Origin of the sequence: Kitasatospora sp. NPDC091335 (assembly GCF_044757205.1) — a bacterium.
GTDB lineage: Bacteria > Actinomycetota > Actinomycetes > Streptomycetales > Streptomycetaceae > Kitasatospora.
Window position 1 is genome coordinate 350451 of the sequence record NZ_JBIVUM010000002.1, and the last position, 19787, is coordinate 370237.

Here is a 19787-nt window from a genome sequence, read left to right on the forward strand (position 1 = left end):
CCCGTCCGGGTTCGCCTGGGCGGGGCTTATGCAGGACTTCTGCGGTAGGCGCAGAAGTGGGAGTTAGAGGTGTTGGGGTCGGCGAGGACCACGAAGTCGGGGTCCTCCGGGTAGCGCTTCCAGTCCACCCGTTCGGCACCGAGGGCGACGAGACGCCCGACCTCGGCGGCCTGCTCCTGGGCGTCCCCGGCGTAGAGGTCCAGGTGGACGCGCGGCTCCTCCTGGACCGGGGACTCGCTGAGCCCGAGGGCGAGTTGCACGCCGTGGCCAGGGCCGGCCGGGACGAGGACCGTCCAGCCGGCCCCGACCAGGCCGTCGCGCGGGACGTAGTCGAGGGCGGCCGTCCAGAAGGCGACGGCGCGGGGCATGTCGGAGACACCGAGGACGAGGGAACCGATCGTCAGCATGGGTCCATTCTGGCGGACCGTCAGTCGTCCTGGAGATCGGCGGCGGTGTGGAGGGTGGCGAACAGGGCCGAGAGCCGGGCGTTCCAGTTGGCGTACGTCGGGACGTCGACGGCGTGCTTCTTGCCCATGTCCCTGACCACCTTCTGGGCGGACTTGAGCTCCTGGGCGGCGTCGTCCGGGCTGCCCTCGTTGAGGCGCGCCGCGGTGGCGTCGAGGATCCTCAGCAGGTCCGTCTGCTTGTCGCGCTCCCTGCCGACCTCGGCCTGGGCGACGGCCTGGCGGAAGGACTGGACCTGGAGCGCGGCGGGCTGGTTGCGCGGGAGGGGCAGGGCGGACGTCGGGGCTGCCGAGGGAGTGGTGGGGGTCGCGGCCGGGACGGAGGAGGTGGCGGTCGGCTTCGGCGTGGCGGTCGGCTTCGGGGCCGTGGTGGTGGCGGTGGGGCTCGCGGCCGGGGCGGTGGCCGCGGCCGGCTTGGCGGCGGGCGCGTCACCGGCCGGTCCGCCGAAGGCGGTGACGGCCAGCGCGGTGACGCCTGCCAGGCCGACCACGCCCAACGCCCCGAGCACCAGCGGCTTCCGGCGGCTCCGGGCGGGAGCGGGCGGGAGCGGGGGCGCGGCCGCCGGAACGGGGATCGGCGCCATCACCGAGGTGGCGGCCGGGGGTTGGGGCGGCAGCACGGTGGTGTGCTGCTGGTTCGGCGGCGGGGAGAACGGCACCGGCGGAAGGAACCGCGTGGCGGCCCCGGCGCCCGTGAGCAGGTCGACGGTCGGGTTGCCGACCGCCAACCCCGGGACGGTGCCGAGGAGTTCGGACCGGGCGGCGGCGGCGTCGGCCGGACGGTCGGCCGGGTTCTTGGCCAGCAGCCGCAGCACCGCCGCGTCCAGGGCGGGCGGCAGGCCGGGACGCCGGGCGGACGGCGGCAGCGGCTGTTCGCTGACGTGCTTGAAGGCGATCGCCACCGGGGTCTCGGCGGTGAACGGAGTCGCGCCGGTGAGCATCTCGGTCAGCACGCAGCCGACCGCGTACAGGTCCGTCCGCCCGTCCAGCGCCGAGGCGGTGGCCTGTTCGGGCGAGAGGTAGGCGGCCGTACCGAGCACGCTCGCGGTCTGGGTCAGGTTGCTGGAGGAGCCGGCCCTGGCGATGCCGAAGTCGACGACCTTCACCCCGCCGTCGTCGGTGATCATGATGTTGCCCGGCTTGATGTCCCGGTGCACCAGACCGGCCGCGTGCGCGACCGCCAGCGCCTCGCAGACCGCCGCCGCGATGCCGACGGCGCGCTCCACCGGCAGCGCCCGCTGCTCCGCCAGCAGAGCGGCCAGCGACCGGCCGTTGACCAGCTCCATGACGATGAACGGTGTGCCCTGGTCCACCCCCGAGTCGAAGACCATGACGATCCCCGGGTGCACCAGCATGGCCGCGTGCTGGGCCTCGCGGCTGAAGCGCTCGGCGAAGCGGGGGTCGTCGGCGAGGCCGCCGTTGAGGACCTTGACGGCCACCTGACGCCCCAGCACCCGGTCCACGCCGCGCCAGACGGTGGCCATGCCGCCGACGCCGAGCATGCCGACGAGTTCGTAACGCCCGTTCAGCGCCCGTCCGATCACCTGGAGCTCCCCTCACGTGCCCTGCCCGGGGTTCCGGGCCGCCTCGTGCACCTGTGCACGATAGCCGCACGGCCGAACGGGCCGACCAGGGGCGGAGGGTGGCGGTCGGGGGACCGGGCAGCGGTCCCCCGGCCGCCGGCACGGGGGTGGGGGCCCCCCCGCCCGCGGGGGGGGGGGGCGCCCGGGGGGGGGGCCGCCCGGGCGGGGGGGGGGCCCGGGGGGGCCCCCGCCCCCCCCCCCCCCCCGCCGGGGGGGGGGGGGGGGGGGGGGGGGGGGGGGCGGGGCCCCGCCCCCCCCCGCCCCCGGGCCGGGGGGGGGGCCCCCCCGGGCGGGGGGGGGGGGGGCCCCCACGTTTCCGGGCCGGCCGGGCCGGCGGCGCGTCCGGGGTGCGCCTGCCGGTCCGGCCGGAGCCGGCCGGGTGGGCGGAGGGCACGGGGGCGCCCACCGCCCACCCGGGGTCTTCGGGTGGTACTGCGCCCGCGGGGCCTTGCCGGTCCTGTCGGTCCGACCGGTCCCACGGGGTACCGCGATGGTGCTGTTCCGGGTGGGCGGCGAGCCCGGGGGGAGTCGCTCGCCGCCCACCCGGAGTTCTGGGGGCTACCTCCCGGACGACTGCTCGCCCTCGGTCCGGCCGGTCCTGCCCGGGTGGACGTCCGGCGGGGCGGGGCCGGTCCGCGGGGGCGGGACGGTCACGCCGGACTTGCCCGGTCTGGAACCGTTGCCGCCGGAGTCCTGACCGTTGCCGCCGCCGACGGCGTTGCCGCCCTGGTCGCCGTTCTGGTTGCCACTGCCGTTGCTGTTGCCGCTGCCGCCGGCCCGGCCGCCGTCGGTGTTCCCCTTGCCGGCCCCGGCGTTCGAGCCCGGACCGGTACCGGTTCCCGGGACGGTGCCGTTGCCGTTGCCGGTACCGGTGCGCCCGGGTTCGCGCGACGAGGTGCCGGCGCCCTGGTGGTCGCCGTCCCCCTCCTCGGCCGCGGCCTCGCAGTAGGCCGCCACCCGGTCCGCGCCGCCGGCCGCCGCGACCAGCGGGCCGAACAGTGGGTCGCCGGCCAGCCGGCCGGGGCGCTCGCCCTTGGCCGTACGGTCGGCGAAGCCGGTGCAGAGGCCGGCCAGCGCGGACGGGACGGCCGGGACCGCCGGGCGGGCTCCGCGCCCCTCGGTCGAGGGGGTGCCGGGCGTCGCGGGGTCGGACGGGACGACCGCCTGCGGTCCGGCGGAGGCACTGCCGGACGGACGGGCGGAACCGGACGCCACGGCACCGGACGGGGTCACGCCGGCCGACGAGCCGTCGGCCGGGGCGCCCGGCCCCGGGTCGGCGGTCGCACCCCGGCCGCCGAGCGTGTGCTCCGCCTCGGCCGGGCCACCGCCCAGCGCGGACGGCAGGTTGCCGGTGCCGGCGGCGACGGCGACGCCGCACAGCGCGGTGGCGCCGAGCACGACGGCAGTGGCCTTCGTGCTGAAGGCCCTGGCCAGCGCGGCGGTTGCCATCGATCGTCTCCGGACGGGGGTCACTGTCGGGTCGGGCGCGAGACTCGCCTCCCGGAACGCGGCCAGGGCGGCCTCCTCCCCGGCCAGTTCGCCGGCCGCCGCGGGGGCGGCGGCCGCGGCGAGCACCCGGGCGAGCTGCCCGGGACCGCCGTCCGGTCCGGTGAGCGAGGCGTCCTGCCCGGCCGACGGGCCGCCCACGGCGCCACCGAGCAGCTGCTCGGCGGCATCACGGTCGATCCGACGGGATCGGTTGGTGCTCATCTCATGTCCTTCAGCGTCGCGGCCCGGCGTTCTGTCACACCCTGCGGAGAACTTTTTTTCGCGGGTTTCCCCGCGGGTCGCCCGGCGGCCTCGCCACCGCCCGTTCCGGGGGCCGCACCGCCCGTTCCGGGGGCCGCACCGGCCGTTCCGGGGGGCGCACCGGCCGCGGTCGCCGGGCCCCCGGAGGCCGCTCCGTCGCCCCTGACGGCCGGGATGCCGCTCCCCGCGGCGAGCGGCTCCACCAGCTTCGCCAGCCGCCGCAGGCCCCGGTGGGCGGCCATCCGGACACTGCCGGCCCGCTTGCCGAGCACCCGGGCGGCGCTCTCCGCGTCCAGTTCCATGACCACCCGCAGCAGCACCGCCTCGGCCTGGTCGCGCGGCAGCCGGGAGATCAGCGCCAGCGCGTCGGCGGTGCCGACCGTGGCCAGCGCGGCCCTCGCGGTGTCGTCCCCCGCCGCCAGCCCGGCCAGCTGCTCGAAGGGCAGGTCGGCGACCGGACGGCGACGCCGGGCGCGCAGGTGGTCGAGGGCCCGGTGGCGGGCGACGGTGGCGGCCCAGCCGCGGAAGCCGTCCCCGTCGCCGGAGAAGCCGCGCAGGTCGCGGGCGATCTGGAGCCAGGTCTCCGAGGCGATGTCCTCGGCGTCCTGCGCGTCCTCCGGCCGGCCGCCGACCAGCACCCGCAGGTAGCGCAGCAGACCCGGCTGGACGGTCCGGAACAGCAGCCGGAACGCCTCCTCGTCCCCGCCCTGCGCGGCGCGCACCGCCTCGGTCAGGTCGGGGGGAGCGGGATCCGGGCCGGGCGACGGGCCGGCGGGTGGTACTGGTCCGGACCGGCCGACGGGGCCGCCGGTGCCCGCTCCGGGGCGCTCTGCACTCTGCACCCGCCACATGATGCGCCATGCGGGCGAACGCCTCGGTCCCGGCCGAACGACCGGTCCGGCCGGGGCCAAGGTCCCGAGGACTGCTGCCGTTCGCCCACGGTCCTGAGGGGCCCGTCCGGCCTACGTTGTCGGTAGGCGAAGCAGTCCGGGCCGCCGACGCGCCCGGATGCCGGATCCGCCGACGCACCCGGCCCGCCGCCGTGACCCCGCCGTTCGCGGGCCCCTTCACGGGCGCCCGCACGACCCGTGCGGGCCCGGTCGCGCGCTCCCTCCCCAGGTCCGTCCGGGCCGTTCCGGGCCGCTCCGATCCGGCGGGAAGCACCACCCCCCGGCAGCCCGACCAGCAGGAAAGACCGTGATGACGAACGCCCACGAGCTCCACGCGAAGGGCCTGCGCGAGCACCTCGCACCCGCCCTGCGCACCCTGGGCCTCACCGGGTGGCGCCGGACCTTCAGCCTGCCGGACGAGACCCACTGGCTGCTGCTCGGCCTGGTCGAGCGCCCCGCCGCCGACCGGGTGCCCTTCACCTTCGGCCTCAGCCTGGTCCGCCGCACCGACTGGACCGCCGCGGCCCTCCCCGGCCATCGGCCCGACCCGCGCACCCGGTACGGCGTCGAGACCTGGCGGGCCCGGATCGGCGAGGTGCTGCCGGTCGGCGAGGACGTCTGGTGGGAGGTGCTGCCCGGGCCGCGCTGGCGGCTCCCGCTGGACGACGCCGTCGCCGCCGTGCGCCACTACGGCCTGCCGGAACTGCGGCGCCGGGCCGAGGCGGACCGTACGTCCACCGGCGGGACCTACCTCTCCCCCGCCGAGCTGGAGGCGGTCAACGCCGCACTGCTGACCGCCTCGGTGGCCCGGGTGCAGCGCGCCGAACTGGCCGGCCGGGCACTGGTGCTGACCGGCGCCTGGACCAGCGGCGACGGTGTCGCCCGGATCGTCCTGGCGGGCACCGCGCGGGGCTTCCTGTCCGCCGGGGACGAGCGCTTCGGCACCGTCCGCTGCCTGGACACCCTGGGCCGCGAGCTGTGGACCTTCCCCGTCGAGGGCTAGGGCGTTTCTGACACGCCCCAGGAAACCGCAGGTCACAGGGGGTGTCACGGCGCGCACCATGACAGCTGTCACGCGGATGACGCAACGGACGGCACTGCTCTGACGGAGGGTCGGACGGAAAGACTGGAGGCACGACGCGGGCAGCGGCCCGCGGCCACCAGCCGAGGAGGAACCCACCGTGAGCCAGACCGTCAGTGCCGCCGCCCGCACCGTCACCGCTCCCGCTCCGGTCGCCCCGGCGGCCACCGGCGCCGAGGCGCCGAACCCGCTGGTCTCCGGGCTCCGCCCGCTCGCCCTCGACGTGGCCGCCCCGCTCGCCGGCTACTTCCTGCTGCACTCGGCCCTCGGTCTGAGCGAGTTCGCCGCGCTGGCCTGGAGCAGTGCCTTCCCGGCCGCCAGGACCGTCCTCGGCCTGCTGCGCGAACGCGTGCTCAACCTGTGGGCCGCGCTGATGCTGACCGTCAACCTGGCGGGCCTGGCCCTGACCTTCGTCACCGGCGACGCCCGGCTGATGATCGCCAAGGACGGCGGGCTGAGCGGCACCGTGGCGCTGGCGATCCTGGTCTCCGCGCTGATCGGCCGGCCGGTGATGACCCCGATACTGATGCCCTTCATCACCAGGGGCAGGCGGGAGCGCGCCGCCGCCTGGCAGCGGCTGGCAGAGGGCCGGGCGGCCGGGTCGCGGGCCTTCCGCCGCCACGAGCGCCTGTTCTCCGGCATCTGGGGCACCGTGCTGCTGGCCGAGTGCGCGGCCCGGGTGACCGGCGCCTTCACCCTTCCGGTGTCGACCATGGCCTGGCTGTCCACGGTCTTCCTGATCGGCGCGATCGTGGCCGGCTCGCTGCTCGGACAGACCGCGACCGACCCGATCGTGCGGCTGGTCCGCGCCGAGGCCGAGGCCCCGACCACCGCCTGAGCACACGGTCCGTCCCGGGCGCCCGGCCCGCCCCTTTCCCGAACAGCCGGTTCCGGGGACTCGAACAGCGAGGAACCATCCGGATCCCCCGGGAGTCGTTATAACGAGGGGGTAACGGGACCCCCGGCGAGAAAACGGGGAGCCCCATGAACCGGACGACGCACGCGCCGATCAGGACCGAGGACCGCACGCTCGTCTGGGACGGCTGCCTGAACGTCCGCGACCTGGGCGGGCTGCCCACCGCGTCCGGCCGGCTCACCGCCCGCGGCGCGATGGTCCGGGCGGACAACCTGGACCGCCTCACCGCCGAGGGCTGGGACACCCTCCTCGACCACGGCGTCCGCACCGTGGTCGACCTGCGCAACGCCGAGGAGTACAAACCGCTCCTCCCGCTCCCCGAGGACGTCGACCTGGTCCGCGTCCCGCTGGACGAACTGGCCGGCCCCGCCTGGTGGGAGGCCCACGGGCGGCTGGACGGCACCCCGCTCGCGCTCCGCCCGTACCTGGACCACTGCCCGCACGCCGCCGCCGCGCTGGTCTCCGCGATCGCCGGCGCCCGCCCCGGCGGCGTGGTGGTGCACTGCGGCGCCGGCCGTGACCGCACCGGCCTGGCCACCCTGCTGCTGCTCGCCCTGGCCGGGGTCGACCGGACCGCGATCACCGAGGACTACCTGCTGAGCGGCCCCAACGTCCGCCCGCTGTACGGGATGCTCGGCCTGCCGGACCCGTACCGCCGGATCGACGCGGTGCTCGCCGAGGCCGGGACCACCGCCGAGGCCGCGCTGGCGGCCGCGCTCGACGGCTTCGACCCGGCCGGCTACCTGCTCGCGGCCGGTGTGACGCCCGCACGGATCGCCGCCGTCCGGGAGCGGCTGCTGCCGGCCGCGTAGCGCGGGCCCGAGAAACCTCCACGATCATCGTCAACCGATGGTTGACGACCATCGGGTCGACAACCTACGGTTGACGCATGGAGAATCCCGTTGTTCCGACCAGCACTCCGCTGCGCCTCGACGACCTGATCGCCGCGATCAAGAAGGTCCACCCCGACGCGCTCGACCAGCTCTCCGACGCGGTCATCGCCGCCGACCACCTCGGCGACCTCGCCGACCACCTCATCGGCCACTTCGTCGACCAGGCCCGCCGCTCCGGCGCCTCCTGGACCGACATCGGCCGCAGCATGGGCGTCAGCAAGCAGGCCGCCCAGAAGCGCTTCGTCCCCAAGGACCCGGGCGCCCCGAACGACCTCGACCCGAGCCAGGGATTCAGCCGGTTCACGCCCCGGGCCCGCAAGGTCGTGGTGGCCTCGCAGGAGGAGGCCCGGAAGGCCGCCAACGCCGAGATCACCGCGGTGCACCTGCTGCTCGGCCTGCTCGCCGAGCCCGAGGGCATCGCGATCAAGGCGCTCGCCGCCCAGGGCATCACCCCGGAGGCCGTCCGGACGGCGGCCACCGCCGCCCTGCCGACCGCCGTCGAGCAGGTAGTGCCCGCGCTGATCCCGTACGACGCCGAGGGCAAGAAGGTGATCGAGCTGACCTTCCGGGAGGCGCTCAAGCTCGGGCACAACTACGTCGGCACCGAACACATCCTGCTCGCGCTCCTGGAACTGGAGAACGGCCAGGGCGTGCTCGCCGGGCTGCGGGTGGACAAGTCCGAGACGGAGACCTTCGTCTCGGAGGCGATCGCCGCCATCATCGCCGCGCGGAACGAGGAGTCCGGGCCTCAGCAGTGAGGCCGGGCGCCCTGCCCCGGACGGGAGGCTCGCGGACCGGCCTCCCGGACGGGACTCGCGCCCGGGGCAGGGCCCGTCCGCTCAGAACCCGGAGACGCGGGTGGTGACGATCCGGACCCGGCCGTCGACGGCCGCCTCCAGCGCCGCCCGCAGCCGGGCCGAACGGGCCGGTCCGAGCAGGTCCAGCGCCTCCTCGACGGCGGCCCAGCGGTGGTCGTCCAGCTCACCGGCCGGGACGGCCACGGGGGTGCCGTCCGGGACGGTGCCGAAGTCGAACATGAAGTGCTGGGCGGGGTGGTCGAGTTCGGCCGAGGCATGGGTCCAGGAGATGGCCAGCAGCTCGCCCGCCTCCTGGACGATGCCGGTCTCCTCCTCCAACTCCCGCTCGGCGCACTCGACCGGGCCCTCGCCGAGGTCGATCGTGCCGCCGGGGAACTGCCAGTGCTCGCGGTACCCGGCCTTCACGATCAGGATCCGGCCCGACTGGTCCCGCAGCAGGCAGCCCGCCGCCGCGTAGATCCGGGGCAGGGAGGCCAGCCATTCCTCACGGGACTTCAAGGGCTCAGCCGTCACGGTGCTCCTCCTGGGGCGGGGTCGGTCCGGTCGGCCCCACTCTGCCACCCGACCGATGAGTCGCGGGCGACCCGGCGGTCCTATCCGGCATGGACACCATGGAGACCACACCGGGCAGTCCCGTCCTGACCTGCGACCTGGGTGCGCTGACCGCCCCCGACCTGGCCGTCGTCGACGCCCTCGCCCGGTTGCGGCTGGCCGCCGCCCGGCGCGGGGTGGCCGTGGTGCTGCTGAACGCCGGCGGCCCGCTGCGCGACCTGCTGGCGTTCAGCGGCCTCGCGGCGCTGCTGCCGGGCCCCGCCGATCCCCCGGACCTCGCGGAGCTACTCGGCGCCGGGCCCCACGGCGGTCTCCCGCCCCGGCTCGACACCGGGCCCGGCGTCGAGCCGGGGCGGGAGACCGAAGAGCGGGAAGAGCGCGTCGGTGTCCAGGAAGTTGGTGAAGCCGGTGATCCGGCCCCCTGACACCTCCGGCACGATCAGCGCCCACGGCTCGTGCCCGCCGCCCGGGCTCGGCCGGTACTGGCCGAAGGCCCGGCCACCGTTGGCCGTCACCGGGAGCAGCCGGGAGCCCCGGCAGCCGTGCCCGGGACCCAGCATCCACTCCCGGATCTCGCCCCGCCCGCGCAGCCACATCGCGAACGGCGGCATGTTGAGCGTGACGTCCTCGTGCAGCAGCGCGGCGAGGCCGTCCATGTCGTACGCCTCGAAGGCGCGGACGTAGCGGTCCAGCAGCGCACGGTGGTCCGCGTCCAGCGCGGGGGCGGGGCGGGCGGCCGAGGCGTCGGTGGCGAGCACCGCCCGGGCGCGCTGGAGCGCGCTGTTGACCGAGGCCACCGTGACGCCGAGCAGCTCGGCCACCTCGGCGGCCTTCCAGCCGAGCACCTCGCGCAGGACCAGCACCGCCCGCTGCCGGGGCGCGAGGCGCTGGAGCACGGCCACGAAGGCCAGCTTCACCGACTCGCGCTGGGCGGCCACCTCGGCCGGATCCCCCGTCTCGGACAGCACCCGGCCGTCCGGCGCGGGACCGATCCACGTCACCTCGGGCAACTGGGTGCCGTGCGCGGTGGCCACCGTGACCGGGCCGGCCAGGTCCATCGGACGGGCCCGGCTGTTGCGGCCGTTCAGCGCGTCCAGGCAGACGTTGGTGGCTATCCGGTACAGCCAGGAGCGCAGCGCGGCCCGCCCCTCGAAGCCCCGGTGCCCGCGCCAGGCGCGGACCATCGTCTCCTGCACCGCGTCCTCGGCCTCGAAGACGGAGCCGAGCATGCGGTAGCAGTAGCCGGTCAGTTCGGTGCGGTACCGCTCCAGCTGGAGCTCGACCGGCTCCTCCGTGATCACGTCGGCCATGGTGCGCCCGCCCCCGTCGTCCTGCCGTGTGCCCTGGTGAACGCGACGAACGTAGCGCACGGGACTGACAACGGCCCTCCGGGAGCGGTTCGGTGCCGGCCGCCGGGTGCCGGCCTCCCACGGTGCCGGCCGCCCGCGGTGCCGTCGGGCTCAGTGCTGTCCGTACACCTGGCCGGAGCCGAAGCCGGCGGTCACCAGCTTCCACAGGGTGGGGAACTCCTCGCCGCTGATGCCGGTCGGGTTGAGCCCGATGGCCACGCTGCGGGAGAAGTCGCGGGTGGCGAAGACAGCGCTGGTGAAGCCGGGCCTGGAGCCGTTCTTGCCCCAGACCTCGGTGCCGTTCGGCAGGACGGTGCGCAGCAGACCGGCGGTGCTGTAGCAGGCGTGCCCCGCGGTCGGGCCGATCTCGCAGTTCTTGTTGTGGTCGTTCGGCAGGTCGGGGACGGCGAACACCTCGGCCTGCTGGGCGGGCGGCAGCAGCCGGCCGCGGTAGAGCGCCTCGAAGAAGCGTTCCAGGTCGGCGGCGGAGGAGATCATGCCGCCCTCGGCCCACGGGTACGGGCTCTGTTCGGTGACGTCCACCCGGGTGGTGCCGCCGTCGGCGTTCCGGACGTCCACGTAGCCGGTGGCGTGCGGGCCGCGGACGGTCAGGTCGTCGGCGGCCGGGACGTAGGTGGCGCGCAGGCCGAGCGGGCCGGTGATGCGCCGGCGCACCTGGTCCGCGTAGTCGTCGCCGGTGACCTTCTCGATCACCAGCGCGGCGACGAAGTAGCCGTTGCCGTTGTACTGCTGCGCGGTGCCGGGCGCGAAGTTCATCGGCTGGGTGAGCATGTCCTCCACCACCTGCTGCGGGCTGAAGTAGGTGGCCCTGTGCGCGGCGAACCACGCCGTGCTGCCGTCCCCCGAGGTCATGCCGCCGCCTCCGGGCAGGCCGCTGGTGTGGTTGAGCAACTGCCGCACGGTGACCGGCGGGTAGCCGTCCGGGAGCAGTTCCGGCAGGTACTGCTGGACGGTGCCGTCCAGGTCGACCTTGCCCTCGGCGGCGAGCTGGAGCAGCACGGTCGCGGTGAACACCTTGGTGACGCTGCCGATCCGGAACCGGGCGTTCGCCGGCACGTCCTCCCCCGACGTGCCGCGCCACCGCGCGCCCGGGCCGTCGACCCTGACCAGTGCGCCGGTGACGTCGGCGGGCAGCGCGCCGAGGGTCCGGGCCAGCGACTCCCGGTCCGGCGGGCCCGGCCTGGCCGCCGCGGGGGCCGGGCCCGGGGCGGAGACGGGGGCGAGGCCGGGGGCTGGGGCTGGGGCGGCCACGGCACCGGCCGGGGGCGCACCGGCGGCCAGGGCCGGGGTCGCGGCGCCGACGGTGGCGGCGGCGAGCAGCGCGCCGGCCACCGCCAGGACGGGCCAACGGGCAGTGCGGGTACGGGTGTTCATGCGGACTCTCCCCAACGGTGGCCCGCCCGGCGGGCACCGGGCCGCCACGGCCGGCGGCCCGCCCGGCCGGCGGTGGCTCTGATGGGAGAGAGTCTTCGGCAGGACACCGGTCCGCGACATCCGGGAACTCCCCCCAACGCCCCCGAGCCATCCCCGAGAAGATCCCTGATCACACGTCAGGGGCGGGCGCCCACGGCCGTCCGACGCCCGCCCCTGCCCCCTGCCCCCTGCCCCCTTGTCCCGCGGACCGGCTGAGCGGCGCAGCGGCGCGGTTCAGTGGGCGGAGTGCTTCTCCGCGCCGCGGTGCCTGTGCCCCTTGAGCTCGGCGTGCATCGCCGGTGCGGCGTGCATCGTCGTGCCCGGCGCGTCCCTTCCGCCGTGCCGGAACGTCTCGTCGGCGCCGTACCCGGCGGCGGCACGGGACGCCGCCCCGGCACCCGGCGTCGGCGCGAGCCGGGCGGGCGGGCTCGCCATGCCCCGGCGTTCCAGCAGTTCCTGGGCACCCTGGCGGAGCTTGGCGGCACCGCTGGGAACGTGCTTGGTCATCGTCGGCCTCCCTTCGTCGGCCACCGGCCGGACGGATGCCGACCGGAGGGGCCGCACGGGCGTTATGTCCGGATTTTATCCGGGTTTCGGGCCCGCGCCATCCCAGGGAGGCGACTCACCCCGGCTCCGCCCCCCGGCCCAGGCCCGCCCCCGACCCGGGCCCACCCCGGCTCCGGACTCGCCTCAGCCCATGACCTCGTGGACGAAGCACCAGCGCCAGTCCTCCCCCTGCTCGTACGAACGGATCACCGGATGGGAGGTGTTGTGGAAGTGCGCGGTGGCGTGCCGCTGCGGCGAGAAGTCGCAGCAGCCGATGTGGCCGCAGTCCAGGCAGATCCGCAGGTGCACCCAGTCCCGGCGGCCCTGCGCCAGGCAGTCGGCGCAGCCGTCGGCGGGCGGGAGGGGCTCGATGTCCTGAGGGGCCAGAGCGAGGTCTTCGCAGGCGCTCATGCCTGAAAGGCTATGCCGCCCCGGCGCGGAGCGCCTGCTCAGGACGCTTGGGCCCCCGCCGCCTCCGCCCCGCCGGCTTCCCCCCGTCCCACGTCCGACCGCCCCGCGTCCGACCGCCCCGCATCCGCCCCCGGCGCCGTCCAACTCGCCAGCAGGGCCAGCTTCTGGGCGGTGGGCGAGCCCGCCGGGGCGGTGTAGACGACCAGCAGCTGGTCCGGCGAGCCGTTGACGCCCAGGGTCTCGTAGCCGAAGTCGAGTTCGCCGACCAGCGGGTGGTTCACCAGCTTGACCCCGTGGGTCTTCTCCCGCACCAGGTGGTCCGCCCAGAGCCGGACGAACTCGTCACTGCGCAGCGACAGTTCTCCCACCAGGGCTCCCAGCGCCGGATCGTCCGGGTGCAGTCCGGCGTCCCGGCGCAGGAAGGAGACGGTCTCGGCGGCGACCGCGTCCCACTGCCGGTAGTACTCCCTGGCCGCCGGGTCGAGGAAGGCGTGCCTGGCCTGGTTGGGCACGCCGTCCGGGCCGACGGCGGAACGCGCGGAGAAACCGTTCACCGCGTCGCCCAGCGCGTTCCAGGCCAGCACGTCCATCCGGCGGCCCAGCACGAAGGCGGGCACCTCGGTCATCAGGTCCAGCAGCAGCCGCGTCCCCGGGCGGACCGGCTGCCGCCCCCGTCCGCGCCCCCGTCCCCGGGCGGCGGAGGCCGGCGCGGACGCCGAAGCCCTGGGCGGACGGACCAGCGAGCGCAGGTGCGCGGCCTCCACCCCGTCCAGCCGCAGCACCCGGGCCACCGCGTCCAGCACGGCGTCCGAGGCGCTGCCGCCCCGGCCCTGCTCCAGCCGGACGTAGTAGTCCACGCTGACGCCCGCGAGCTGCGCCACCTCCTCCCGGCGCAGGCCCTGCACCCGGCGGCGGCCGTGCGCGGGCAGGCCCACCTCCTCCGGCAGGATCCGGGCCCGGCGTGAACGGAGGAAGTCCCCCAGGGTGTTCTCCATGCCCGGCAGGGTAGCCCCGGACGGGCTGCCCGAGGGTGGTACTGCCGCACCCGGGAAAGGCCGTCCCGGGTAGGGCGTTCCCGGGAGACGCGGAGCCCTGGGCAGCCGGTCGCGGCCCGAGCACAGTGGTCGGTGCCACCCCACCGAACCCCCGGGAGCCCCCGATGACCCACCCGTCCCTCGCCGCCCGCACCGCCGTCGTCACCGGAGCCGCCAGCGGCATGGGCGCCGCCACCGCCCGGCTGCTCGCCGCCTCCGGCGCCCGGGTCGCCCTGCTCGCCCGTCGCACCGAGCGGCTGGACGCCCTCGCCGCGGGGATCGCCGCCGCCGGCGGGCAGGCGCTCGCCGTCACCGCCGACATCACCGACCAGACCTCGGTGGACGCCGCCGCGAAGACCGTCCACGACGCCTACGGCCCGGTCGACCTCGTGGTCAACAACGCCGGGGTGATGCTGCCCAACCCCCTCGCGGAGGGCCGGATCGACGAGTGGACCCGCATGGTGGACACCAACCTCACCGGCGCACTGCGGATCGTCCGCGCCTTCAGCGCCGACCTCACCGCGGCCGCCGCCGAAGGTCGTACCGCCGACCTGGTCAACGTCTCCTCGATCGCCTCGCACGTGGTGTTCCCCGACTACGCGGTGTACGGCGCCACCAAGGCCGCGCTGACCCAGCTGTCCGCCGCCCTGCGCAGCGAGCTCGGCCCGCGCGACGTCCGGGTCAGCGCGATCGAGCCCGGACTGACCGACACCGAACTCGGCGGGCACATCGACAACCCGGTGCTGCGCGAACAGCTCGGCGGCATGTTCGACGCCATCCCGGCGCTCGGAGCGGAGGACGTCGCCGACCTCATCGCGTACACCGTCAGCCGCCCCCGGCACGTCAACCTGCGCCACCTGGTCGTCCTGCCGACGCGGCAGGCCTGAGCCCCGTCCCGCTGGCACTGCCGAATCCCCGCTCCGCGGCCACCGGTGGCATGGGAGCATGCCATCCGTGGCGATCGTGACGGGGAGAACGAACGGCGACACCGGCGGGAGCGACCCCACCGGTGCGCCCGGGCAGCGGGAACGCGGCACGGAGACGCGGGAGGACGACGGCGTCGGGCGGGCCGGTGACACCGACAGCGGCGTGCGGGGCGGCGGCAACAACGGCCGCGGCGGCGGAACGGCCGCCGTCGCCCGGATACCCGAGCAGAGCGGCCCCGGCCGGTTCCGGGCCCGCCCGCTGCCCGCCACCGACCGGGTCCGGCAGCCGGTCGCGCTGATCCGGCTGCTCGGCGGCCTGTTCGCCATCGCCCTCACCCTGCTGCTCGCCGACTACGCCCGCGCGACCACCAGCGGCATCGCCGCCGACGTCGCCGAGGCCGCCGGGCTGGTGCCGCGCCCGCTGGCGAGCCTGGCCGGCGGGCTCACCACCGCCGCCGTACTGCTGTTGCCGGTCGGCCTCGCGATCCGCCGGATGCTGGGCCCGGACCGTCGGCGCGCCCTCCAGCAGGTCTCCGACGGGCTGCTCGCCGCCGTCCTCGCGTACGGCGCCACGCTCGGCCTGGACCTGTGGGCCGACGGCCTCGCCCCGGTCTCGCTGCTCACCTCGCTCACCCAGCCGCTGCCCGGCGACGTGCTCGGACACACCGAGCCCGTCTACGGCTACCTCGCACCCGTCCTCGCCTTCATGACGGCCTCCGGCAGCCGGGAACGCCGCCTGCCCTGGAGCGTCCTCGCCCTGTACGGCCTCGCCGGACTGGCCGGCGGGTACGCCACCCCCACGGCGCTCCTGCTCGGGCTGCTGATCGGCTGGACCGGCGCCCACGGCACCCTGTACGCGGTCGGCACCCCCGACCCGCGGCCCCGGCCCGGCGAGGTCCTGCGCACCCTGCGCGACTGCGGACTGCGCCCGGTCGAGGCCCAGCCGGCCGCCCCCGACCGCTACCGGGTCCGGCAGGCCGACGGCCGCCCCGACCTCGACGTCCAGCTCCTCGACCGGCAGGCCGTCACCGCCGCCGCCGTCCAGCGCGCCTGGCGCCGGCTGCGCCTGCACACCGCCCCCGACCCGCGCGTCCTGCGCTCCCCGCGCACCGGGCTGGAACACGAGGCCCTGGTCACCTACGCGGCCCTCGCGGCCGGCGTCCGCACCCGGCACATCGCCGCCACCGCCGGCCTCGGCCAGGACACCGCCCTGATCGCGTACGAGCGGCTGGCCGGACGCAGCCTGGACGAACTCGCCGACGAGGAGATCACCGACGAGCTGCTCGCCGACGCCTGGCGGCAGCTCTCGCTGCTCCAGCGCCGCGAGATCGCCCACCGCGCGCTCGTCCCCTCCTCGCTGCTGATCGACGACTCGGGCGCGGTGCACCTGGTCGGCTTCGCCGACGGGGACATCGCCGCCACCGAACTCGTCCTGCGCTGCGACCTCGCCCAGCTGCTCACCACCCTCGCCCTCCGGGCCGGCGCCGCCCGCTCGGTCCGCACCGCCGTCGCCGTCCTCGGCCCCGACCCCGTCGGCGCCGCCCTCCCCCTGCTCCAGCCCATCGCCCTCGCCCACACCACCTGCCGCGCCCTCAAGCAGCACGCGAAGCGCGTCCCCGCCCCGGCCTCCACCGCAGCCCCTGCGACCAGTACGACCGGTAAGACCGCTGTGCCGGAACCCGACGGCGACGCCCCCACCCCGGGCGGCCTGCTCGACGAGATCCGCACGGAGGTCCTGCGCGCCCGCCCCCAGGTGGTGGGCCGCCCGGTGCGGCTGGAGCGGATGCGACCGCGGACACTGCTGGTCGTCGTGGGCGGGGTGGTGGCCGGGTGGCTGCTGATCCCGCAGCTGTTCGCGGCGGAGGACAACCCGATCTCCACCCTGACGGACGCCGATCCCTGGTGGCTGCTGCTCGCACTGGTCGCGGCGGCGTCGAGCCACGTCGCGGCGGCGATGGGCTTCGTCGGCTTCGTGCCGGAGCGGCTGGACTTCCGCAACGCGGTGCTGGCGCAGGTGGCCGGGTCGTTCGTGAAGCTGGTGTCACCGGGTGGCGTCGGCGGGATCGCGCTGAACACCAGGCTGTTGCAGCGGGCCGGGATCCCCACCGCGCAGGCGCTGTCCAGCGTCGGCGCGGGGAACCTGATCGGGCTGGTGCTGCACCTGCTGCAACTGGGGGCCTTCGTCTACCTGCTGGACTTCACGCCGGGCGGCTCCGAGCTGGACGCGCTGCCCGCGGTGGTCGGCGGGCTGGCGGGGGCGGCGGCGCTGCTGGCGCTGGTGTCGGCGATCCCGGTGGCCCGGCGGTGGCTGGCGACGCGGCTGCGGCCGCTGACGGCGGAGGTGCTGCCACGGCTGCTGGACCTGCTGCGCAACCCGACCCGGCTGGCGGTGGGGGTGGCCGGGCAGCTGCTGGTGTCCATCTGCCTGATCGCCTGCCTGTACTGCTGTGTCCGGGCGATCGGCCGGGAGCCGTCCTTCGCCTCGGTCGCGGTGGTGTTCCTGGTGGGCAACGCCGTGGGCAGCGCGGCGCCGACCCCGGGCGGGGCCGGCGCGGTGGACGGGATGCTCATCACCCTGCTCGGGCAGACCGCGTCGATGGAGCAGGGCGGCGCGGTGGCCGCGGTGGCGCTGTACCGCCTGCTGACGCTGATCCTGCCGGTGCTGCCGGGCTGGGCGGCCATGGCCTGGCTGCAACGCCGCCGGGCCCTGTGACCGGCGGGGGCTCCTACTCCCGGTACTCGTCCTCGTCGTTGCGGACCGGCCGGGTCTGTTCCACGACGTCCGCGACGTTGGTCGCCGGGTCGGCGCCGACGGCCCGGCGTTCGGCCACCTCGTCGTAGGTGTCGCCCTCGGGCGCCTTCTCGTCGGACTCGACGGTCTCGGCGGTCTCCTCGATCAGGTATTCCTCGTGCTGTTCCTGCGGCATGGCATCCGTCCTCACTGTTCGGAGGCCTTCACGGGCCCGGCTGGCGGTATTGGCAGTATCCGCCGCCCGGAGCCCGGACGCGACGTGCCGGGCCCGGTCCGGCGTGTTGCCCGCGCCCCCGTCCCGCCCCGGCCGCGCGGCTCGATTGACCCGCGAAACAGGACCCTGAATGACCCAGGGGCCGGGTGCATTCCGCTCCTAGGGTCGTAGCCATGACGACGAACGAGATCACCGGAACCCCCGCCCGTCTCGACTACGCCCGCACCGCCCCCAAGGCGTTCCGCGCGATGATCGCCCTGGACGCCGCCGCCCGCGAGGGCCTGGACCCGGCTCTGGTCGAGCTGGTCCAGATGCGCACCTCCCAGCTGAACGGCTGCGCCTACTGCCTGGACATGCACGCCAGGGACGCCCGCAAGGCCGGCGAGACCGACGAGCGGATGTACCTGCTGCCGGTCTGGCAGGAGGCCCCGGCCGGCGTGTACAGCGAGCGCGAGCGGGCCGCCCTGGCGCTGGCCGAGGAGGTCACCCGGATCGGCGGCGGCGTCTCGGACGCCGTGTACGCCCGGGCCGCCGCGCACTTCGCGGAGGCCGAGCTGGCACAGCTGATCTCGGTCTGCTTCACCATCAACGCCTGGAACCGCATCAACGTGGCCACCCGCAAGAGCCCCGGCACCGGGTGACCGGGGAACCGGGCGGACCGGACGCTCCGACCGGTCCGGCCGGTCCGGAGCACCCGCCGGAGCACCCGTGGGAGCACCCGTGGGAGCGCCGCCGGGCACGCCTCCCGGAACTCCGTCCGGAACGCCGTCGGGAACGCCGTCCGGGCCACCGGGGGTACGATCGGTGCCGTACAAAGGGCTAACCCACACCCACCCGGTGGCCCCGAGGCCCATACGAACGACGGGGAAATCATGTCCGGCTCGCACTACTTCACCGGTGCACCCGAGGTCGCCAGCGAACGCCGGCCGATCACGGTCTCCCTGCCGGACCTCACCCTGGAACTGACCACCGACACCGGGGTGTTCTCCCGGAGCCGGCTCGACCCTGGCACCCGGATCCTGCTGGAGCACGCCCCGCCGCCGCGGGTGCGCGGCCCGATCCTGGACATCGGCTGCGGCTACGGACCGATCGCGCTGACCTGGGCCAGCCGCCGCCGTCGCCTCCCGGTCTGGGGGGTGGACGTCAACGAGCGCGCCCTGGAGCTGGTCCGGCTGAACGCCGAGGCGCTGGGGCTGGGCAACGTGCAGGCCGCCCTGCCCGACGACGTCCCCGCGGACGTCCGCTTCGCCACGATCTACTCCAACCCGCCGATCCGGATCGGCAAGGCCGCGCTGCGCCGACTGCTCACGCACTGGCTCGGCAGGCTGACCCCGGACGGTTCGGCGTTCCTGGTCGTGCAGAAGCACCTGGGATCGGACTCGCTCCAGGCGTGGCTGAACGAGCAGGGCTACCCGACCACCCGGGTCACGTCGGTCAACGGGTTCCGGATTCTGGAAGCGCGGCCCCGCCCCGAGGCGGGCGAGGGCTCCGAGAGTGGACGAGGTACGACGACGTGAAGCAACTGCGCGGGACCGAACTGAAGCGTCTGCACCGCTCGTGGCGGCGCAGCAACGAGTTCCGGCTCGCGATGATCCTGGAGAACCTCCAGTCGCCGTTCAACGTCGGCTCGGTGGTCCGCACCGGTGCGGCGATGGGCGCCGAGAAGCTGTACCTGGTCGGGGACACCCCGTCGGTGCGCTCGTCCGGCGCCCAGAAGGCCGCGATGGGTACCGACAAGTACCTGAAGGTGGAGCACTTCCCGACCGTCGCCGAGGCGGTGGCGGCGGCCAAGGCGGACGGTTTCAAGGTCGTCGGTCTGGAGCTGGCGGACGAGGCGGTGCCGATGTTCGCCGCCGAACTGACCCCGGCGGTGGCCTTCATGCTCGGGCACGAGGACCGCGGGATCACCCCCGAGGCCCTGGCGCTCTGCGACCAGGTGGTGTTCGTGCCGCAGCTGGGCCGGGTCGGCTCGCTGAACGTCTCGGCGGCCGCGACGGTGGCCTGCTACGAGGCCCGCCGGCAGGGGTACGTGATCAGCGGCACCCCGGACGGCGACCTCGCGGGCGACCTCGGCGACCTCGGCGACGACGAGTAACTCCCTGACATCCGAGGAGAGCCCGGGCCGTCCACCGACGGCCCGGGCTCCTGGCTGCCGGCTCCTGAGTGCCGGCACCT

General features: G+C 75.6%; 20 protein-coding genes. 9 read left to right on the top strand and 11 right to left on the bottom strand.

Annotated elements, in window-relative coordinates:
* Positions 1-26 precede the first annotated feature (26 nt).
* From ACIQOW_RS06495 to ACIQOW_RS06510, 4 genes are all read right to left on the bottom strand, one after another.
* Positions 27-407 carry a VOC family protein gene (locus ACIQOW_RS06495; RefSeq protein WP_401080360.1) on the bottom strand — a complete coding sequence of 127 codons (381 nt, stop codon included), beginning with the start codon at positions 405-407 and terminating at the stop codon, positions 27-29.
* 20 nt (positions 408-427) lie between these two features.
* The gene (locus ACIQOW_RS06500) at positions 428-2008 is read right to left on the bottom strand and encodes a protein kinase (protein ID WP_401080362.1); all 1581 of its coding nucleotides are present in this window, start codon (positions 2006-2008) and stop codon (positions 428-430) included.
* 597 nt (positions 2009-2605) lie between these two features.
* Entirely contained in the window at positions 2606-3757 is a 1152-nt protein-coding gene (locus tag ACIQOW_RS06505) for a hypothetical protein (protein ID WP_401080364.1), read from the bottom strand.
* Positions 3754-4638, bottom strand: a complete 885-nt coding sequence (locus ACIQOW_RS06510; protein ID WP_401080366.1) for an RNA polymerase sigma factor — start codon at positions 4636-4638, stop codon at positions 3754-3756. The genes ACIQOW_RS06505 and ACIQOW_RS06510 overlap by 4 nt, the downstream gene beginning before the upstream one ends.
* A 358-nt stretch (positions 4639-4996) precedes the next feature.
* Between ACIQOW_RS06510 and ACIQOW_RS06515 the strand changes: the two genes are divergently transcribed.
* The 4 genes from ACIQOW_RS06515 (at position 4997) to ACIQOW_RS06530 (ending at position 8334) form a co-directional block, all read left to right on the top strand.
* A complete protein-coding gene (locus ACIQOW_RS06515) occupies positions 4997-5689 on the top strand; it encodes a hypothetical protein (RefSeq protein WP_401080368.1) in 693 nt (230 codons plus the stop codon).
* A gap of 178 nt (positions 5690-5867) precedes the next feature.
* Entirely contained in the window at positions 5868-6605 is a 738-nt protein-coding gene (locus ACIQOW_RS06520; RefSeq protein ID WP_401080370.1) for a VC0807 family protein, read from the top strand.
* A gap of 146 nt (positions 6606-6751) precedes the next feature.
* Positions 6752-7495 (top strand): tyrosine-protein phosphatase, encoded by a 744-nt coding sequence (locus tag ACIQOW_RS06525; RefSeq protein ID WP_401080372.1) that lies wholly within the window; start codon positions 6752-6754, stop codon positions 7493-7495.
* 77 nt (positions 7496-7572) lie between these two features.
* Entirely contained in the window at positions 7573-8334 is a 762-nt protein-coding gene (locus ACIQOW_RS06530) for a Clp protease N-terminal domain-containing protein (RefSeq protein WP_401080374.1), read from the top strand.
* A gap of 81 nt (positions 8335-8415) precedes the next feature.
* Here ACIQOW_RS06530 and ACIQOW_RS06535 read toward each other — a convergent pair whose 3' ends face one another.
* The 6 genes from ACIQOW_RS06535 to ACIQOW_RS06560 all read right to left on the bottom strand — a co-directional run bounded on the left by ACIQOW_RS06535 (position 8416) and on the right by ACIQOW_RS06560 (position 13681).
* A complete protein-coding gene (locus ACIQOW_RS06535) occupies positions 8416-8907 on the bottom strand; it encodes an NUDIX domain-containing protein (protein ID WP_401080376.1) in 492 nt (163 codons plus the stop codon).
* Positions 8908-9230: 323 nt separating this feature from the next.
* Positions 9231-10256 carry a sigma-70 family RNA polymerase sigma factor gene (locus ACIQOW_RS06540; protein WP_401080378.1) on the bottom strand — a complete coding sequence of 342 codons (1026 nt, stop codon included), beginning with the start codon at positions 10254-10256 and terminating at the stop codon, positions 9231-9233.
* A 150-nt stretch (positions 10257-10406) separates the two neighbouring features.
* A complete protein-coding gene (locus ACIQOW_RS06545) occupies positions 10407-11690 on the bottom strand; it encodes a serine hydrolase domain-containing protein (protein WP_401080380.1) in 1284 nt (427 codons plus the stop codon).
* A gap of 273 nt (positions 11691-11963) precedes the next feature.
* Positions 11964-12236 carry a hypothetical protein gene (locus tag ACIQOW_RS06550; protein ID WP_401080382.1) on the bottom strand — a complete coding sequence of 91 codons (273 nt, stop codon included), beginning with the start codon at positions 12234-12236 and terminating at the stop codon, positions 11964-11966.
* 183 nt (positions 12237-12419) lie between these two features.
* Positions 12420-12686 carry a UBP-type zinc finger domain-containing protein gene (locus tag ACIQOW_RS06555; protein ID WP_401080384.1) on the bottom strand — a complete coding sequence of 89 codons (267 nt, stop codon included), beginning with the start codon at positions 12684-12686 and terminating at the stop codon, positions 12420-12422.
* Between the two features lie 38 nt (positions 12687-12724).
* Complete coding sequence (locus tag ACIQOW_RS06560) at positions 12725-13681, bottom strand: helix-turn-helix transcriptional regulator (protein WP_401080386.1); 957 nt, start codon at positions 13679-13681, stop codon at positions 12725-12727.
* Between the two features lie 164 nt (positions 13682-13845).
* Here ACIQOW_RS06560 and ACIQOW_RS06565 point away from each other — a divergent pair, with 164 nt between their 5' ends.
* Both ACIQOW_RS06565 and ACIQOW_RS06570 read left to right on the top strand, forming a co-directional pair.
* Positions 13846-14607 carry an SDR family oxidoreductase gene (locus tag ACIQOW_RS06565; protein WP_401080388.1) on the top strand — a complete coding sequence of 254 codons (762 nt, stop codon included), beginning with the start codon at positions 13846-13848 and terminating at the stop codon, positions 14605-14607.
* Between the two features lie 67 nt (positions 14608-14674).
* Positions 14675-17359, top strand: a complete 2685-nt coding sequence (locus ACIQOW_RS06570) for a lysylphosphatidylglycerol synthase domain-containing protein (protein ID WP_401080390.1) — start codon at positions 14675-14677, stop codon at positions 17357-17359.
* A 13-nt stretch (positions 17360-17372) separates the two neighbouring features.
* Here ACIQOW_RS06570 and ACIQOW_RS06575 read toward each other — a convergent pair whose 3' ends face one another.
* A complete protein-coding gene (locus ACIQOW_RS06575; RefSeq protein ID WP_401080392.1) occupies positions 17373-17573 on the bottom strand; it encodes a hypothetical protein in 201 nt (66 codons plus the stop codon).
* Between the two features lie 212 nt (positions 17574-17785).
* On the opposite strand from ACIQOW_RS06575, the gene ACIQOW_RS06580 reads away from it, so the two are divergent.
* From ACIQOW_RS06580 to ACIQOW_RS06590, 3 genes are all read left to right on the top strand, one after another.
* Positions 17786-18253: a carboxymuconolactone decarboxylase family protein gene (locus ACIQOW_RS06580; protein ID WP_401080394.1), complete on the top strand. Its 468-nt coding sequence runs from the start codon at positions 17786-17788 to the stop codon at positions 18251-18253.
* Between the two features lie 231 nt (positions 18254-18484).
* Entirely contained in the window at positions 18485-19129 is a 645-nt protein-coding gene (locus tag ACIQOW_RS06585) for a class I SAM-dependent methyltransferase (RefSeq protein ID WP_401080396.1), read from the top strand.
* Positions 19126-19707: a TrmH family RNA methyltransferase gene (locus ACIQOW_RS06590; protein ID WP_401080398.1), complete on the top strand. Its 582-nt coding sequence runs from the start codon at positions 19126-19128 to the stop codon at positions 19705-19707. The genes ACIQOW_RS06585 and ACIQOW_RS06590 overlap by 4 nt, the downstream gene beginning before the upstream one ends.
* Positions 19708-19787 lie beyond the last annotated feature (80 nt).

Excerpts from the sequence above, each read along its gene's own strand:
- ACIQOW_RS06555 (WP_401080384.1), bottom strand. The coding sequence starts at position 12,686 with ATGAGCGCCTGCGAAGACCTCGCTCTGGCCCCTCAGGACATCGAGCCC.
- ACIQOW_RS06560 (WP_401080386.1), bottom strand. The coding sequence starts at position 13,681 with ATGGAGAACACCCTGGGGGACTTCCTCCGTTCACGCCGGGCCCGGATC.
- ACIQOW_RS06550 (WP_401080382.1), bottom strand. The coding sequence starts at position 12,236 with ATGACCAAGCACGTTCCCAGCGGTGCCGCCAAGCTCCGCCAGGGTGCC.
- ACIQOW_RS06540 (WP_401080378.1), bottom strand. The coding sequence starts at position 10,256 with ATGGCCGACGTGATCACGGAGGAGCCGGTCGAGCTCCAGCTGGAGCGG.
- ACIQOW_RS06585 (WP_401080396.1), top strand. The coding sequence starts at position 18,485 with ATGTCCGGCTCGCACTACTTCACCGGTGCACCCGAGGTCGCCAGCGAA.
- ACIQOW_RS06530 (WP_401080374.1), top strand. The coding sequence starts at position 7,573 with ATGGAGAATCCCGTTGTTCCGACCAGCACTCCGCTGCGCCTCGACGAC.
- ACIQOW_RS06580 (WP_401080394.1), top strand. The coding sequence starts at position 17,786 with ATGACGACGAACGAGATCACCGGAACCCCCGCCCGTCTCGACTACGCC.
- ACIQOW_RS06545 (WP_401080380.1), bottom strand. The coding sequence starts at position 11,690 with ATGAACACCCGTACCCGCACTGCCCGTTGGCCCGTCCTGGCGGTGGCC.
- ACIQOW_RS06565 (WP_401080388.1), top strand. The coding sequence starts at position 13,846 with ATGACCCACCCGTCCCTCGCCGCCCGCACCGCCGTCGTCACCGGAGCC.
- ACIQOW_RS06515 (WP_401080368.1), top strand. The coding sequence starts at position 4,997 with ATGACGAACGCCCACGAGCTCCACGCGAAGGGCCTGCGCGAGCACCTC.
- ACIQOW_RS06495 (WP_401080360.1), bottom strand. The coding sequence starts at position 407 with ATGCTGACGATCGGTTCCCTCGTCCTCGGTGTCTCCGACATGCCCCGC.
- ACIQOW_RS06525 (WP_401080372.1), top strand. The coding sequence starts at position 6,752 with ATGAACCGGACGACGCACGCGCCGATCAGGACCGAGGACCGCACGCTC.
- ACIQOW_RS06575 (WP_401080392.1), bottom strand. The coding sequence starts at position 17,573 with ATGCCGCAGGAACAGCACGAGGAATACCTGATCGAGGAGACCGCCGAG.
- ACIQOW_RS06505 (WP_401080364.1), bottom strand. The coding sequence starts at position 3,757 with ATGAGCACCAACCGATCCCGTCGGATCGACCGTGATGCCGCCGAGCAG.